Raw genomic sequence first — 15,346 nt, 5'->3', positions numbered from 1 at the left:
GGGCGCAAACCCTGTATTTGGCACCAACAAGCAGCCCGCACGGCGGCGCTTGCCAGGCGTGCTTCCCGGCCGGACGCCCTGCGCTGAATGTCCTCGAGGACGTGCGCCAACGCCCACGGCCCAACCCTTCGCCCACGCCACGCAGATGCAGAGCGAGCGCCTCGTACAAGCGCTTCCACCTCGGCCGCCCGATGGCGGCCCCGGCCCGCCAGAATCAGAGCAGCGAGGCCTTGATGGGGGGCACGGCCTGGGTCACGTCGCCGCACTGCGCGCGGTGGCGCAGGGCGTGGTCCATCAGCACCAGTGCCAGCAGCGCCTCCGCGATCGGCGCGGCGCGGATGCCCACGCAGGGGTCATGGCGGCCCTTGGTGATGACTTCGGTGCTCTGGCCGTGCACGTCGATGGATTCGCGCGGGCTGATGATCGAACTGGTGGGCTTGATGGCGATGGACGCCTCGATGTCTTGACCGCTGCTGATACCGCCCAGGATGCCGCCGGCATTGTTGCTGGCGAAGCCGCCGGGCGTGAGTGAATCGCCATGGTGCGTTCCGCGGTGGGCCACGCTGTCGAAACCAGCGCCGATCTCCACCGCCTTGACCGCATTCAGCCCCATGAGCGCATGGGCGATGTCGGCGTCGAGCTTGTCATAGAGCGGCTCCCCCAAACCGACGGGAACGCCCGTGGCCTGGACGCGGATGCGCGCGCCGCACGAATCGCCCGACTTGCGCAGCGCATCCATATAGTCTTCGTAGGCAGACACATCGGCCACCGGCGCGAAGAACGGATTGTTCGGCACATGCTCCCAGCTCTCGAAGGGGATGGCCAGTTCGCCGATCTGCGTCATGCAGGCCCGAAAGCGCGTGCCGTACTTCTCGGCCAGCCACTTCTTGGCCACAGCGCCTGCGGCCACGGTGGGCGCGGTCAGCCGGGCGGAGGAGCGCCCGCCGCCGCGCGGGTCGCGGATGCCGTACTTGTGCCAGTAGGTGTAGTCGGCGTGGCCCGGGCGGAAGCTCTGCGCGATGTTGGAGTAATCCTTGCTGCGCTGGTCGGTATTGCGGATCAGCAGGGCGATGGGCGTGCCGGTGGTCTTGCCTTCGTACACGCCCGAGAGGATCTCGACCGCGTCGGGCTCGGCGCGCTGGGTCACGTGGCGGCTGGTGCCGGGACGGCGGCGGTCCAGATCGGCCTGGATGTCGGCCTCGGTCAGCGCCATGCCGGGCGGGCAACCATCGATCACGCAGCCAATGGCCGGGCCGTGGGATTCACCGAAGTTGGTGACTGCGAATAGGGTTCCGATGGTGTTGCCGCTCATGGGCGGCGATTATCCCAGAGCCCGCGGGCAGCCCGGGCGGCACACCGGCGCAGCGCGGTGGCCGCCCATGCTCATAAAAAAATAGCTGCTGGCGCCCGTTGCACAAGCGCCAGCAGCCTTTTTCGCTCTGATGCGGGGATCAGGCGGCGGGGCTGGAGTCTTTCTCCGGCCAATCGCGGATATAGGCCTTGAGCATCTTGTTCTCGAAGTTCTGGCTGTCCACCACGGCCTTGGCGACGTCGTAGAAGCTGATCACACCCATGAGCATGCGGCGGTCCATCACCGGCATGTAGCGCGCATGGCGGTTGAGCATCATGCGGCGCACTTCGTCCATCTCGGTTTCCAGCGTGCAGGTCAGGGGCGCATCGTCCATGGCCGAGCGCACGAGCATGTTGCCCACGTTGCCGCTGTTCTTGACCATGGCCTGGATCACTTCGCGGAACGTCAGCATGCCCACCAGGTCACCGTGCTCCATCACCACCAGCGAACCGATGTCCTTCTCGGCCATCACCACGGCAGCCTGGGCGAGGGGCTCGTCCGGTGTCACGGTGTAGAGGGTGTTGCCTTTGACGCGAAGGATGTCGCTGACTTTCATGGGGTCTCCGGAGATGCTGTGGCCGCGCTGAATGGCGGCTGTTCTGCAGAAATATAGCCCACAATCCTCCCCTGATTCGAAACACAGGAGACAAGATGCCCGGTTACTCGGACCCTGGCTTTGATACGCTGGCTCTGCATGCGGGCGCCGTTCCCGACCCCGCCACCGGCGCACGCGCCGTGCCCATCCACCTCAGCACTTCGTTCGTCTTCGAGTCGAGCGACCACGCCGCCGCCCTCTTCAACCTGGAGCGGCCCGGCCATGTGTACAGCCGCATCAGCAACCCCACCAATGCGGTGCTGGAGCAGCGCGTGGCCGCGCTGGAGGGCGGTGTGGGCGCCATCGCGGTCGCCAGCGGCCAGGCCGCGCTGCACCTGGCGATCGCCACGCTGATGGGCGCAGGCAGCCACATCGTGGCCAGCACGGCGCTGTACGGCGGCTCGCAGAACCTGCTGCACTACACGCTGGCGCGCTTCGGAATCGAGACCACCTTCGTCAAGCCAGGCGACATCGACGGCTGGCGCGCCGCGGTGCGCCCCAACACCAAGCTGTTCTTCGGCGAAACCGTGGGCAATCCGGGCCTGGACGTGCTGGACATTCCCGCGGTGAGCGCCATCGCGCACGAGGCCGGCGTGCCGCTGCTGGTGGACTCCACCCTCACCTCGCCCTGGCTCATCAAGCCCTTCGAGCATGGCGCGGATCTGGTCTACCACTCGGCCACCAAGTTCCTGTCGGGCCACGGCACCGTGATCGGCGGCATCGTGGTGGATGGCGGCAGCTTCGACTGGGACGGCCCGCAGGCCGCCGGCCGCTTCGCCGAGCTGACGCAGCCCTACGACGGCTTCCACAACATGGTGTTCACCGAGGAATCGACCGTGGGCGCCTTCCTGCTGCGTGCGCGGCGTGAGGGCCTGCGCGACTTCGGCGCCTGCATGAGCCCGCACACCGCGTGGCTGATCCTGCAGGGCATCGAGACCCTGCCCCTGCGCATGGAGCGCCACATGCGCAACACGCAGAAAGTGGTGGAGTTCCTGGCCAGCCAGCCCTTCGTGGCGCGCGTGGGCCACCCGCTGCTCGACACCCACCCCAGCCACGCGCTGGCGCAGAAGCTGCTGCCGCGCGGCGCCGGATCGGTCTTCAGCTTCGACCTGAAGGGCAACCGCGCGCAGGGCAAGAAGTTCATCGAGACGCTCAAGGTGTTCAGCCACCTGGCCAACGTGGGCGACTGCCGCAGCCTGGTGATCCACCCGGCCAGCACCACGCACTTCCGCATGAGCGACGAGGCCCTGGCCGGTGCCGGCATCTCGCAAGGCACCATCCGCCTGTCGATCGGTCTGGAGGATCCGGACGATCTGATCGACGACCTCAAGCGCGCGCTCAAGGCGGCCGAGAAAGCGGGGGCCTGACCATGTACCTCACCGTCAACGGCGCCGCCACCTACTGCTATACGGGCGGCAAGCCCTTCGATGCCGCCAAGCCCACGGCGGTGCTGATCCACGGCGTGCTGAACGACCACAGCGTCTGGGCGCTGCAAAGCCGCTACCTGGCCAACCACGGCTGGAACGTGCTGGCCGTTGATCTGCCCGGCCACAGCCGCAGCAGCGGTGAAGCACCCGCCAGCGTGGAGGCCGCGGCCGACTTCATCGCCGCCCTGCTCGATGCAGCCGGCGTGCAGCGCGCCGCCCTGGTGGGCCACAGCTGGGGATCGCTGATCGCTCTGGAAGCCGCAGCCCGCCTGGGCGAGCGGGTGAGCCACCTGGTGCTGGTGGGCACGGCCTACCCGATGAAGGTGTCGCCCGCGCTCATCGAGGCCTCTCTCAACGAGCCCGAGAAGGCGCTGCGCATGGTCAACGTGTTCTCGCGCAGCACCCTCGCCCCGCCTTCGGGCGCGGGCTTCTGGGTGTTCGGCGCGGGCATGGCGCTGGGCCGGCGTGTGCTGCGCAGCAACCGCGAGGTGAATGTGTTCCACCGCGGCTTCGTGGCCTGCGACCGCTATGCGGGCGGCGAAGCGGCCATCGCCCGCATCGCCTGCCCGGTGCTGTTCGCATTGGGCGAGCAGGACCAGATGACGGTGCCGAAGGCGGCACAGGGCCTGATCGGCACCGCGCGCGCGGCAGGCAAGACGGTGGCCGTGGCGCACCTGCCCGTGGGACACCACCAGATGACCGAGGCGCCGGACGCCACGCTGTTCGCCATCCGCGACTTCCTGGCCGCGCCTGCGCAGAAGCCGGCGCAGCCCTAGCTGGCCGGCGGATCAGCGCCGCCGCGTGCGGCGCGTCCGTCGCTCTCGCCTTCTTCCTCACCCCAGCGGGTAGCCCCCAGGTAACGCCCTGGTGGCGCCCCGCTGGCGCCCTCCCGCCAAGGCTTCTACACTGGTCCCAGGCCCCCGCCAGCGGGGCCGCAGGAGACCGCCATGGCCATCGCAGCGAGCACCACCGCCACCGATCCGCGCAGCTTCAAGAGCTTTGCGCAGTTCTATCCGTTCTACCTGTCCGAGCACAGCAACCGCACCTGCCGGCGCCTGCATTTCGCGGGCTCCACGCTGACGCTGGTGTTTCTGGTGCTGCTCTTCATCACCGGCCACGCGGGCTACCTGGCCGCAGCGGTGCTCAGCGGCTACGGCTTTGCCTGGGTCGGCCACTTCGCGTTCGAGAAGAACCGGCCCGCCAGCTTCAAGCGCCCGCTTTACAGCTTCATGGGCGACTGGGTGATGTACCGCGACATCTGGCGGGGCAAGGTGTCTTTGTAGCCCCATCGGCCTGCAGCGCTTTATTTATCAGCGCATGCAGCTATCAACTCAATAGCAGAAGAAGAACAACAGGCCGCAAGCCGTCCGGACCCTGCCGCTGCGCCTGCAGCGCTCAGCCCAGCAGGCGGCACAGCGCGCCCAGGTCGGGCACAGTCGCGTGGGGCGGATGCTCGTGCGGCCAGGCGGCCTCGCCGCGGTTGAGCCAGACGGCCTGCATGCCGGCGCCCAGCGCGCCGTGGGCGTCCAGCGTGGCGTCGTCGCCCACATGCAGCACGGCCGCGGGGTCCACGGCCAGCACGCGGGCGGCCTCGTGGAAGATGCGCGGGTCCGGCTTGGCGATGCCGAAGTCCTTTGCGCTGATGCTGCCGCGGAAGTAGCGGTCGATGCCGATCAGCTGCAGATTGGCATTGCCATTGGACAGCGCCACCACCGGGTGGCGGCTCGACAGGAACTCCAGCGTGGCGAGCGCGTCCTCGTACAGCTCCACGCGCTGGCGCTCGGCAAAGAACACGTCGAAGCCCTGGTCCGTCAGCGCCTCGTCCTCGCCGGCCTGGCGCAGGGCGGCGCGGATGGTCTCGCGGCGCAGCACGGTCAGGTCGTGCGCGCGGTGCGTGTTCTGTGCGGCCACCTGCGCGCGCAGCATGCGGGCCGTGTCCGGCGAGGCCAGCAGGGCCGACGCGCCCGGCGCCACGGCCAGCAGCCATTCGATCAGCACCTTCTCGGCCCGGGCGATGGTGGGCCAGATGGGCCAGAGGGTGTCGTCCAGATCAATGGTGATGGCGCGGATGCGGGAAATATCGAGCATGCGGCGAGCATACCGCCGCCATTTGCCACAATGCCGGGATGCCCGCTCAGCCTGCCTCCAGCACCGCGCCCGCCGCCGCTTCGTCCCTCCGCCCCGCCGCCACGCACCACGCCGCCAACGCAGCCGTGCTGCTGTGCAACCTGGGCACGCCCGAGGCGCCCACGGCGCCGGCGTTGCGGCGCTACCTGGCGCAGTTCCTGAGCGATCCGCGGATCGTCGAGATCCCGCGCGCGGTCTGGCTGCCCATCCTGCACGGGATCATCCTGCGCGTTCGGCCGGCCAAGTCGGCCGCCAAGTACGCCAGCATCTGGATGCAGGAGGGGTCGCCTCTGGCCGTGTGGACGCAGCGGCAGGCCGTGATGCTGCGCGGCTGGCTGGGCGAGGCGGGCGTGCAGGTGCCCGTGCGCCACGCCATGCGCTACGGCCAGCCTGCCATCGCCGCGCAGCTGGAGGCCCTGCAGGCCGAGGGCGTGGACCGTGTGCTGGTGCTGCCGCTGTACCCGCAGTACTCCGCCACCACCACGGCCAGCGTGGCGGACGATGTGGCCGCCTGGATGCGCCGCACGCGCCGCCTGCCGGAGCTGCGCTTCGTCAACAGCTACCACGACCACCCCGCCTACATCCACGCGCTGGCCCAGAGCGTGCGCGACCACTGGCAGCGCGAGGGCGGCCCGGCAGAATTGCTGGTGATGAGCTTCCACGGCATTCCCGAGCGCGCGGTGCGCCTGGGCGACCCGTACCAGGCCGAATGCCTGGCCACGGCCGCGCTGCTGGCGCAGGCACTGGGGCTGCAGCCGTCGCAGTACCAGGTCACCTTCCAGTCGCGCTTCGGCAAGGCCAAGTGGCTGGAGCCGTACACCGAGCCCACGCTGATCGCGCTGGCGCAACGCGGCACGAAGCGCGTGGACGTGATGTGCCCCGGCTTCACCAGCGATTGCCTGGAGACACTGGAAGAAATCAACCAAGAGGCGCGCGAGGCCTTCCTGCACGCGGGCGGACAGGAGTTCCGCTACATCCCCTGCCTGAACGACCATCCGCTGTGGATCACCGCGCTGAGCCAGATCGCGCGCCAGCACATGGGCGGCTGGACCGGCTGAATCCGCGGCCCGTGCCGCCTGGGGCCTGCTTGGGCAAGTCCTTTCTTTTCCAACGGAGCGTACGCATGACCGATCTTGCATCCTTCCCCATCACGAAGAAGTGGCCCGCCAAGCACCCGGAGCGGCTGCAGCTGTATTCGCTGCCCACGCCCAACGGCGTGAAGGTGTCGATCCTGCTGGAGGAGACCGGCCTGCTCTACGAGCCGCACTACGTCGATTTCGGGAACAACGACCAGAACTCGCCCGCGTTCCTGTCGCTCAACCCGAACAACAAGATCCCGGCCATCCTCGATCCCGACGGTCCGGACGGCCAGCCGCTGGCGCTGTTCGAGTCCGGCGCCATCCTGGTCTACCTGGCCGGCAAGACGGGCCGTTTCCTGCCCCAGGACACGGCGGGCCGCTACCACGTGCTGCAGTGGCTGATGTTCCAGATGGGCGGCGTCGGCCCCATGTTCGGGCAGCTGGGCTTCTTCCACAAGTTCGCCGGCAAGGAGTACGAGGACAAGCGCCCCCGCGACCGCTACGTGGCCGAATCGCGCCGCCTGCTGGGCGTGCTCGACGGGCAGCTGGCCCGGCATGCCTGGATCGCCGGCGACGAGTACACGATTGCCGACATCGCCATCTTCCCCTGGGTGCGCAACCTGGCAGGCTTCTATGAAGCAGGCGACCTCGTCGGCATGCAGGACTTCAGGCACCTGCAGCGGGCGCTCGATGCCTTTGTGGCGCGGCCTGCCGTGGTGCGCGGACTGGCGATTCCCGCCGCGCCAGCGGCCGCCTGACGCGGCACTGGCACTGGCCTGGGTGGAGCGGTGCCACGCCCTGCCCGGCCCAGCTCCCGCTATTGAATGAATAGCTACTGGCGCAGGTATTCAGGCGGATTCAGTGCCATAGCATGCTGAAACGGCCTACAGACAAGCGCAAGCAGCTATCACTTTGTGAGCTCACCCGCGCGCCAGGCGCCGGGCATTGGCCACCGCCTTGGCCCGCACGGGCGCCAGGCCTTTGGCCCACACGCCCCATACCGCGCTTTGCCACTGCGTGGCCAGGGCGTTGTTCCACACGGCGCCGGGCTGCCACGGCGTGTACCAGGCGCGCGCCGCGGCCATGGCCAGGGCGGGGCCGGCCACCATCGCCTGCATGCCCATCGCCAGCCACGCCTGGCCGAAGGCGACCTGCTTTTCCTGCACCATCCTCGTGAACTCTCTCTGATCGCGCGCCGAGGGCGCCACGCCGGCCGCACCGGCCGCGGCCATGCGGGCGACCCGGTGCGCGACCACCTGCGGCGCGGCCACGGCCAGATCGGCGGTCTGGCGCATCACGGATGCGGCTTTGCGGTTGCGGCGGACGGACATGCGCACTCCTGGTGTCAGTGATGGATGCAGCCACTGTAGTGCGGCCGCATGTCCATCCCGCCGAAAGGGCTGCCCCTGCGCGGCGGCGGCCGGGCGGCGATGGAACGGCACGGCGGCACAGGCGCGCCGCCAGCGAGCGGAAAAAAAGGACGCACGGGGACAGGCTCGGCACACACCACGGCCCCCTGGCGCACGGGCATTGGCATGAATCCGGGCGAGCTCAGGTGCTGGTCAGGTACCCGCGTCTAAGCTCGCGCCAGCCCGGCCCGCTGCGGCTGCGCGCTGTTCGTCAATCACCCCCTATCGCACTGAAAACCATGAAAACCATACGAGACATTCACGACCTGATCGGAGGGCTGCTGATGGCGGCCGCCGGACTTTTCTTCGCGCTGTACGGCAGCCAGTACACCTTCGGCACGGCCGGGCGCATGGGGCCGGGCTACTTCCCCGTGGTGCTGGGCTGGACGCTGGTGGTGCTGGGCCTGCTGGTCGCCCTGCCCGCCTGGTGGCGCCAGGGCACCAAGGTCACGGTGCAGTGGAACAACCTGCTGTGGTGCGTCGCCAGCCTGCTGCTGTTCGCATGGACGCTGCGCCCGCTGGGCGTGGTGATCGCGTCGTTCCTCACGGCCCTCGTCGCGCTGATGCCGTCGGCCATGCGCCTGCGCACGCGCCTGGTGGTGTGCGCTGCCGTGGCGTTGCTCACCACGCTGATCTTCCCCGTGGCGCTGCAGATGATGCTGCCCCTGTGGCCCTGGAGCTACTGAGCCCCGCCCGCACCCCGTCACTGAAAGACCGCTTTAAATGGATCTGCTCTCCAACCTCTGGCTCGGCCTGCAAGTCGCCTCCGAGCCCATCACCCTGGCGTACTGCTTCTTCGGCGTGCTGCTGGGCACCGTCGTGGGCGTGCTGCCCGGCATCGGCTCGCTCGCGGCCATCTCGCTGCTGCTGCCGCTCACCTACCACATGCCTCCCACGGCCGCCATCATCATGCTGGCCGGCGTGTACTACGGCGCGCAGTACGGCGGCTCCACCGCCTCCATCCTGCTGAACCTGCCGGGCTCGCCGTCGTCCGCCGTCACCTGCCTGGACGGCTACCCCATGGCCAAGAAGGGCAAGGCGGGCATCGCCCTGTTCGTGACCACCATCGCGTCGCTCGCGGGGGCCATGTCGGGGCTGGTGCTGCTGGTGCTGTTCTCGCCGGCCATCGCCTCCATCGGGCTCCAGTTCGGGCCGGCGGAATTCTTCTCGATGATGGTGCTGGGCCTGGTGGCCGCGTCGTCCATGACCACCGGCTCGGCCGCCAAGGGCCTGTGCATGGTGGTGTTCGGGCTGCTGCTGGGCATGGTGGGCACCGACGTCAACTCCGGCGTGGCGCGCTTCTCGTTCGACGTGCCCGAGCTGACCGACGGCATCAACCTCATCGCGCTCGCCATGGGCCTGTTCGGCGTGGCCGAGGTGGTGCGCTGCATCAACTCCGAAGACACCAACCGCAAGCCCGACAAGGTCACGCTGCGCTCCATGGTGCCCTCGCGCGAGGAGATGCGTGCCACCGTCAAGCCGATGGTGCGCGGCTCGGCGCTGGGCTCGGCCCTGGGTGCGCTGCCCGGCGTGGGGCCGTCCATCGCGGCCTTCATGTCGTACGCCATCGAAAAGAAGGTGGCGCGTGACCCGAGCCGCTTCGGCAAGGGCGCGGTCGAAGGCATCACCGCGCCGGAGTCGGCCAACAACGCCGCCGCGCAGACCGCCTTCGTGCCCTCGCTGTCGCTGGGCATTCCGGGCGACGCCGTGATGGCGGTGATGCTGGGCGCGCTCATCATCCACGGTATCCAGCCAGGGCCGATGCTCATCACCGAGCAGCCGCAGCTGTTCTGGGGCCTGGTGGTGAGCTTCGCCATCGGCAACATCATGCTGGTGGTGCTGAACCTGCCCACCATCGGGCTGTGGGTAGCGCTGCTGCGCATCCCGTTCGCGTGGATGTACCCGGCCATCCTGGTGTTCGTGGCGTTGGGCGTGTACAGCGTCAACAACAACGTGTTCGACATCTACTCGGTGGCGGCCCTGGGCATCATGGGCTACGCGCTGATGGTGCTGCGCTTCGAGCCCGCGCCGCTGCTGCTGGGCTACATCCTCGGCCCGATGCTGGAAGAGCATCTGCGCCGTGCCATGCTGCTGTCGCGCGGCGATGCGACCGTGTTCGTCACGCGCCCCATCAGTGCCACGCTGCTGGCCCTGACCGCCGCCATGCTGGCCTGGGCCGTGTGGTCCACCGTGCGCAAGACGATCCGCGCCAAGAAGGCGCTGGATGCAGCGCAGGAAGCCCTTGCCGACGCGCCGGCATAAGCCGCTCTGCTAACCTTTTCCCGATGCGAATCCTGCTGGTGGAAGACGATGCAGTGCTGCGCGGGGTGATGTCGTGCAGCCTGGAAGACGCAGGCCACCGCGTGAACGTGGCGGCCTGTTTGGACGATGCGGCCCACTTGTGGCATGTGCAGGTTTTCGATGCGGTGCTGCTCGACCTGAACCTGCCGCGCCAGGCCATCGCCGGCAGCCCGGTGGGCAACGGCCTGACCCTGCTGCGCCAGGCGCGCCAGCGCGGAGACCGCACGCCCGTGCTGGTGCTCACCGCACGCGACCGCACCGAAGAGCGCATCGCCGGGCTGGACGCGGGCGCCGACGACTACCTGGGCAAGCCCTTCGATCTGGCCGAGGTCGAGGCACGGCTCAGGGCCCTGGTCCGCCGCGCCCAGGGCACGAACGACATCTCCACCCTGGGCCACCTGCAGCTGAACCGGCGCGCGCGCCGCTTCACCCTGCACGGCGAGCCGCTGGACCTGCCCGCACGCGAATTCGAAGTGCTGTGGGAACTCATGAGCCCGCCCGGCCACGCGGTGAGCAAACGCACACTGTCGGGCAAGCTGTCGGGCTTCGACTCCTCGCTGGGCGACAACGCGCTGGAGGTCTTCATCTCGCGGCTGCGCAAGAAGCTGGCGGGCAGCGGCGCGGCCATCCGCACGCTGCGCGGCATCGGCTACCTGCTGGAGCCCGAGGAGTGACACGAGGCACGGCCCGCCACGCAGGCGTGCGCAGCGGCCCCGGCCCCTCCACCACGCCGTCGCCCTCGTTGCGCGTGCGCATGCTGCGGCACGTCATGCTGCCGCTGGTGATCATCTGGCTGGCGGGCACGGCGGCCACGCTGGGGGTGGCCAGCCATTTCACCGAGCAGGCCTTCGACCGCGCCCTGGTGGACGACGCCTACTCCATCGCCTCGCACGTGCGCCCCAACCCGGACGGCAAAGTGGCGCTCCAGCTCACCGCCGGCGAGTTGACGGCGGCACTGTTCGACCAGGCCGAAGCCGTGCACTTTTCCGTGCGCCGGCCCGACGGCACGCGCCTGGCCGGCGCCGCCCTGCCCGACATCGCCCTGAAGCCGGGCGAGCCCTGGGCATACGACGAATTCATGTTCGGCGGCCAGCAGGTGCGCGCCGTGGCGCTGCGCCACACCATCGACGGCGCGGACTACAAGGTGCTGATGGCGCACACCACACGCGTGCGCGGCGCGCTCGTGCAGCGCCTGCTGCTCTTCGGCGCGCTGCCGCTGCTGGTGTTGCTGGTGGGCCTGGCCCTGTGGCTGTGGCGCGGCATCGAACGCGACCTGGCTCCGCTGGGCAAGCTGCAGGCAGCGCTCACGCACCGCGATGCCAAGGACCTGTCGCCCCTGCCCCTGGCGCCCTCCACGCGCGAGATCGAAGAGGTCGGGCAGGCGGTGAACCAGCTCTTCGAGCGCCTGGGCCGCAGCGTGCGTGCGCAGCAGGAATTCGCGGGCAACGTGGCGCACGAGCTGCGCACGCCGCTGGCCGGCATCCGCGCGCTGGCCGACTACGGCATCACCCACCCCGACCCGCTCATCTGGCACGCGCAGCTGCGCCAGATCACCGCGAGCGCCGCGCGCACGGGCCGGCTGGTCAACCAGCTGCTCGATCTGGCGCGCGCCGACGAAGGCGAGACCGCTTTGCGGCGCGAACGCCTGCTGCTGGCGCCCCTGGTGCAGCAGGCCGTGATGCGGCACCTGGACAAGGCCGACGCGCACGGCGTCGACCTGGGCGCCCGCGGACTGGACGACCCCGGCACCGCCGACGCCGCGGCATGGGCCGACGCCGCGCTGGTGGACGGCATCCTGAACAACCTCATCGACAACGCCCTGCGCTACGGCGGCCAGACGCTCACCGTCGAACTCTCGGCCGACGCCGCCAGCGACACCTGCACCATCAGCGTGATCGACGATGGCCCCGGAATCGGCGAGCCCGTGCGGCGCGCCATGCTGCAGCGCTGGGCACAGGGCCTGGATGGAGAAAACCTGGGCCGGGGCGCCGGGCTGGGCCTGTCCATCGTGGCCCGGTATGCCGAGCTGCTGGGCGCGCACCTGTCGCTCGACGACGCGGACGCCCAGGGCGGGCTGCGCGCCAGCATCACGTTCGCAGCAGCGTAAAGGGCTTGGCGAAGGCAGAGGGATGGGGCCCGCGCTCGCCGACGGTTTATCGATTGGTCGCGCGGTCCCGGAATCGCCCCGTCATCTACCCACCGATCGCGCACTGAGTGCCTCAGTCAGCCGCACGGCCGGTCTGCGGGCGAGCCCGGCCAGGCGACGCGAGCCGCCCCTAGCAGTCGCTTTGGCCGGCTGGCCTCCCTGCGCGCTCACCCGCTGAAGGACCACCACATTGACGCCGTGAACGGCCTGCTTGCACGTTGCCTTAGCGCAACAAGGAGAATGTTATTCATTCTCATTTACATTCTAGAATATGCGCTTTCCGCCAACAGCTCTGCAATGACCGCCGGCCACCTGCTCGGCTTTTTCTGCTTTCGCCTGTCACCCACCGCGCTGCGTTGCGTTGCAGCCCGCTGCCTTCCAAGGATTCACATGTCTCACAGCGACTCGACGGCGCACGCGCACCAGCGCCCTTTCGTCCAGCTCTGGCTGTGGCCGCTGCTTCTGGGCGTGCTCACGCTGAGCGGTCTGCTGAGCGCGCTGGTCTCCGACGGCTGGGGCGATGCGTGGTCCTGGCTGGCACTGGGACTGCCTGTCGCAGTCATGGCCTGGTTCGGGTGGTTTGCGCGGCGGCGGTAGACCCGCCCGTCACACCGCCGCCACCAAGCCCCGCGGTCCGTCGATTCCTTTCCTCTTCACTTTCGCGCTCTTGCCTGAGCCAACACACCATGACTCCACGCACCCCCATCGCCATTGCCGCCGTGCTGGCGATGCATTCGCTCGCGCTGCACGCGCAAACGCCCACGGCGGCCACAGAACTGCCCACCGTCAACGTGAATGCCAGCGCAGACGCGTCGGCGCAGGGCCTGTCCAAGCCGTATGCCGGCGGCCAGGTGGCGCGAGGCGGGCGCGCCGGCATCCTGGGCACGCGCGACAACATGGAAACGCCGTTCTCCATCACCAGCTACACCAACGAACTGATCCAAGACCGACAGGCGCGCAGCGTGGGCGACGTGCTGCAGAACGACCCGACGGTGCGCGTGGCGCGCGGCTTCGGCAACTTCCAGGAGTCGTACTTCATCCGCGGTTTCATCCTCGGTTCGGACGATGTGGCCTACAACGGCCTGTACAGCCTGCTGCCGCGGCAGTACATCGCCACCGAACTGTTCGAGCGGGTGGAAGTGCTGCGCGGTGCCTCGGCCTTCCTGACCGGCGCCAGCCCGAGCGGCGGCGGCATCGGCGGCAACATCAACCTGCTGCCCAAGCGCGCGCCCAACGAGCCGCTGACGCGCGTGAGCACCAGCGTCGCCAGCGGCGGCCAGGCCACCGTGTCCACCGACATCGCGCGCCGCTTCGGTCCTGACGACAGCACCGGCATCCGCCTCAACGCGGCCTACCGCGGCGGCGACACCGCCGTCGACGACGAGAATGCCAAGCTGGGCCTGCTGGCACTGGGCATGGACTGGCGCAGCCGCAATGTGCGGCTGTCGGGCGACATCGGCTGGCAGGACAACAAGCTCAAGCGCACGCGCACCAACGTCACCTCGGCCAACGGCATCCCCGCGGGCACCGGATGCGTCGTCCAACTGGGCGCAGCCCTGGTCCTACTCCAACGAGCGCGACCTCTTCGGCACCTTCCGCGGCGAATGGGACATCACCAACGACATCACGGCCTGGGGCGCCTACGGACTGCGCCGCAGCAAGGAAGCCAACTCGCTCGCCAACATCACCGTCACCAACGCTGGCACAGGTGCTGCCACTGCCAGCCGCTTCGACAACGCCCGCGAGGACCAGGTGAACACCGGCGAGCTCGGCATCCGCGGCAAGCTGCGCACCGGCAGCGTGGGCCACGAGTGGGTCGCCAGCTATTCCGCGTTCCATCTGAAGAAGGACAACGCCTATGGGATGAGCAGTGGCTACACGCTGAACACCAACCTCTACCGTCCGGGCAACTTCGCGCAGACGCCGCTCACCTTCCTGGGCAACGACCTGGCCGACCCGGCCTACAACGGCGGCACCAAGCTGCGCAGCTTTGCCCTGGGCGACACGCTGTCGTTCCTGGACGACCGGGCACTGCTCACCCTCGGCGCCCGGCACCAGACCATCGAGACGGAATCCGTCACCTACCGCACCGTATCCAACGGCGCCGTGACCGGCGCGGGCGGGGTCAGCACCGTCTATGAGAAGAGCCGGACCAGCCCGGTGTTCGGCCTGGTATTCAAGGCCACGCCGCAGGTGTCGGTGTACGGCAACTACATCGAAGGGCTGGTTCAGGGCGATACGGCACCGGCGACTTCGGGCGGCGTGGCCGTGTCCAACCCGGGCGAACAGCTGTCTCCCTACGTCTCCAAGCAAAAGGAGGTGGGCGTGAAGTTCGATGGCGGCCGCGTGGGCGGCAGCGTGGCCTTCTTCTCGACCACCAAGCCCCGGTCGTTGATGGTGGGCACGCGCTTCACCTCCGAGGGCGAAGACCGCCACCAGGGCGTGGAAGCCACGGTGTACGGCGAGGCCACCCGCGGGCTGCGGCTGCTGGGCGGCGCCACCTGGCTGGACGCGAAGCAGCGCACCACGGGCAGCGCGACCACCGATGGCAAGCGCGTCATCGGCGTTCCGAAGTTCCAGGCCACCGCAGGCGCGGAATGGGATGTTCCTGGCGTGACCGGGCTCGCGCTCGACGGCCGCCTGGTGCACACCGGGGCGAGCTATGCCAATGCCACCAACAGCCTGCGCGTGTCCAGTTGGACGCGCCTGGACCTGGGCGCACGCTACCTGACCGAGTGGAACGGCCGGGCACTGACCCTGCGCGCCCGCGTCGACAACGTGGCCGACCGAAGCTACTGGGCATCCGTGGGAGGCTTCCCGGGCTCGGGCTACCTGGTCCTGGGCGGTCCCCGCACCTTCACCCTCAGCGCCAGCGTCGATTTCTGAGCGCCTGACCGGGAGACCCCGCCAC

The 15,346-nt window shown here is 69.0% G+C and carries 14 protein-coding genes and 1 pseudogene; 11 read left to right on the top strand and 4 right to left on the bottom strand.

Going from position 1 to position 15,346, the window contains the following annotated elements; all coding sequences use genetic code 11:
• Window positions 1-214 precede the first annotated feature (214 nt).
• Both aroC and QE399_RS13610 read right to left on the bottom strand, forming a co-directional pair.
• Window positions 215-1,312, bottom strand: a complete 1,098-nt coding sequence (gene aroC / locus QE399_RS13615; RefSeq protein ID WP_309829316.1) for a chorismate synthase — start codon at window positions 1,310-1,312, stop codon at window positions 215-217.
• A 139-nt stretch (window positions 1,313-1,451) separates the two neighbouring features.
• Window positions 1,452-1,907 carry a CBS domain-containing protein gene (locus QE399_RS13610; RefSeq protein WP_309829315.1) on the bottom strand — a complete coding sequence of 152 codons (456 nt, stop codon included), beginning with the start codon at window positions 1,905-1,907 and terminating at the stop codon, window positions 1,452-1,454.
• Window positions 1,908-2,002: 95 nt separating this feature from the next.
• Here QE399_RS13610 and QE399_RS13605 point away from each other — a divergent pair, with 95 nt between their 5' ends.
• From QE399_RS13605 to QE399_RS13595, 3 genes are all read left to right on the top strand, one after another.
• A complete protein-coding gene (locus QE399_RS13605) occupies window positions 2,003-3,313 on the top strand; it encodes an O-acetylhomoserine aminocarboxypropyltransferase (protein ID WP_309829314.1) in 1,311 nt (436 codons plus the stop codon).
• A gap of 2 nt (window positions 3,314-3,315) precedes the next feature.
• On the top strand, window positions 3,316-4,149 hold the full coding sequence (locus QE399_RS13600; protein ID WP_309829313.1) for an alpha/beta fold hydrolase: 834 nt from the start codon (window positions 3,316-3,318) through the stop codon (window positions 4,147-4,149).
• A gap of 171 nt (window positions 4,150-4,320) precedes the next feature.
• Entirely contained in the window at window positions 4,321-4,656 is a 336-nt protein-coding gene (locus tag QE399_RS13595; protein WP_309829312.1) for an Mpo1-like protein, read from the top strand.
• A gap of 112 nt (window positions 4,657-4,768) precedes the next feature.
• On the opposite strand, the gene QE399_RS13590 is transcribed toward QE399_RS13595, so the two are convergent.
• Entirely contained in the window at window positions 4,769-5,461 is a 693-nt protein-coding gene (locus QE399_RS13590) for an HAD family hydrolase (protein ID WP_309829311.1), read from the bottom strand.
• Between the two features lie 38 nt (window positions 5,462-5,499).
• Here QE399_RS13590 and hemH point away from each other — a divergent pair, with 38 nt between their 5' ends.
• Window positions 5,500-6,558, top strand: a complete 1,059-nt coding sequence (gene hemH, locus QE399_RS13585; protein WP_309829310.1) for a ferrochelatase — start codon at window positions 5,500-5,502, stop codon at window positions 6,556-6,558.
• Between the two features lie 65 nt (window positions 6,559-6,623).
• On the top strand, window positions 6,624-7,337 hold the full coding sequence (locus QE399_RS13580) for a glutathione binding-like protein (protein ID WP_309829309.1): 714 nt from the start codon (window positions 6,624-6,626) through the stop codon (window positions 7,335-7,337).
• A gap of 162 nt (window positions 7,338-7,499) precedes the next feature.
• On the opposite strand, the gene QE399_RS13575 is transcribed toward QE399_RS13580, so the two are convergent.
• Window positions 7,500-7,910: a polyhydroxyalkanoate granule-associated phasin gene (locus QE399_RS13575; protein ID WP_309829308.1), complete on the bottom strand. Its 411-nt coding sequence runs from the start codon at window positions 7,908-7,910 to the stop codon at window positions 7,500-7,502.
• 317 nt (window positions 7,911-8,227) lie between these two features.
• Between QE399_RS13575 and QE399_RS13570 the strand changes: the two genes are divergently transcribed.
• The 6 genes and pseudogenes from QE399_RS13570 (at window position 8,228) to QE399_RS13545 (ending at window position 15,321) form a co-directional block, all read left to right on the top strand.
• Entirely contained in the window at window positions 8,228-8,674 is a 447-nt protein-coding gene (locus QE399_RS13570; protein ID WP_309829307.1) for a tripartite tricarboxylate transporter TctB family protein, read from the top strand.
• 37 nt (window positions 8,675-8,711) lie between these two features.
• A complete protein-coding gene (locus QE399_RS13565; protein ID WP_309829306.1) occupies window positions 8,712-10,250 on the top strand; it encodes a tripartite tricarboxylate transporter permease in 1,539 nt (512 codons plus the stop codon).
• 23 nt (window positions 10,251-10,273) lie between these two features.
• On the top strand, window positions 10,274-10,963 hold the full coding sequence (locus tag QE399_RS13560; protein WP_309829305.1) for a response regulator transcription factor: 690 nt from the start codon (window positions 10,274-10,276) through the stop codon (window positions 10,961-10,963).
• Complete coding sequence (locus QE399_RS13555; RefSeq protein WP_309829304.1) at window positions 10,960-12,396, top strand: sensor histidine kinase; 1,437 nt, start codon at window positions 10,960-10,962, stop codon at window positions 12,394-12,396. The genes QE399_RS13560 and QE399_RS13555 overlap by 4 nt, the downstream gene beginning before the upstream one ends.
• Window positions 12,397-12,675: 279 nt before the next feature.
• Window positions 12,676-13,032 (top strand): hypothetical protein, encoded by a 357-nt coding sequence (locus QE399_RS13550; RefSeq protein WP_309829303.1) that lies wholly within the window; start codon window positions 12,676-12,678, stop codon window positions 13,030-13,032.
• An 89-nt stretch (window positions 13,033-13,121) separates the two neighbouring features.
• A pseudogene (locus QE399_RS13545) lies at window positions 13,122-15,321 on the top strand (TonB-dependent receptor).
• The last annotated feature ends 25 nt before the right edge of the window (window positions 15,322-15,346 follow it).

It is taken from the genome of Paracidovorax wautersii (genome assembly GCF_031453675.1).
In the GTDB taxonomy this organism is placed as follows: Bacteria; Pseudomonadota; Gammaproteobacteria; order Burkholderiales; family Burkholderiaceae_C; genus Paracidovorax.
This window is presented reverse-complemented; position numbering and strand designations above follow the sequence as displayed.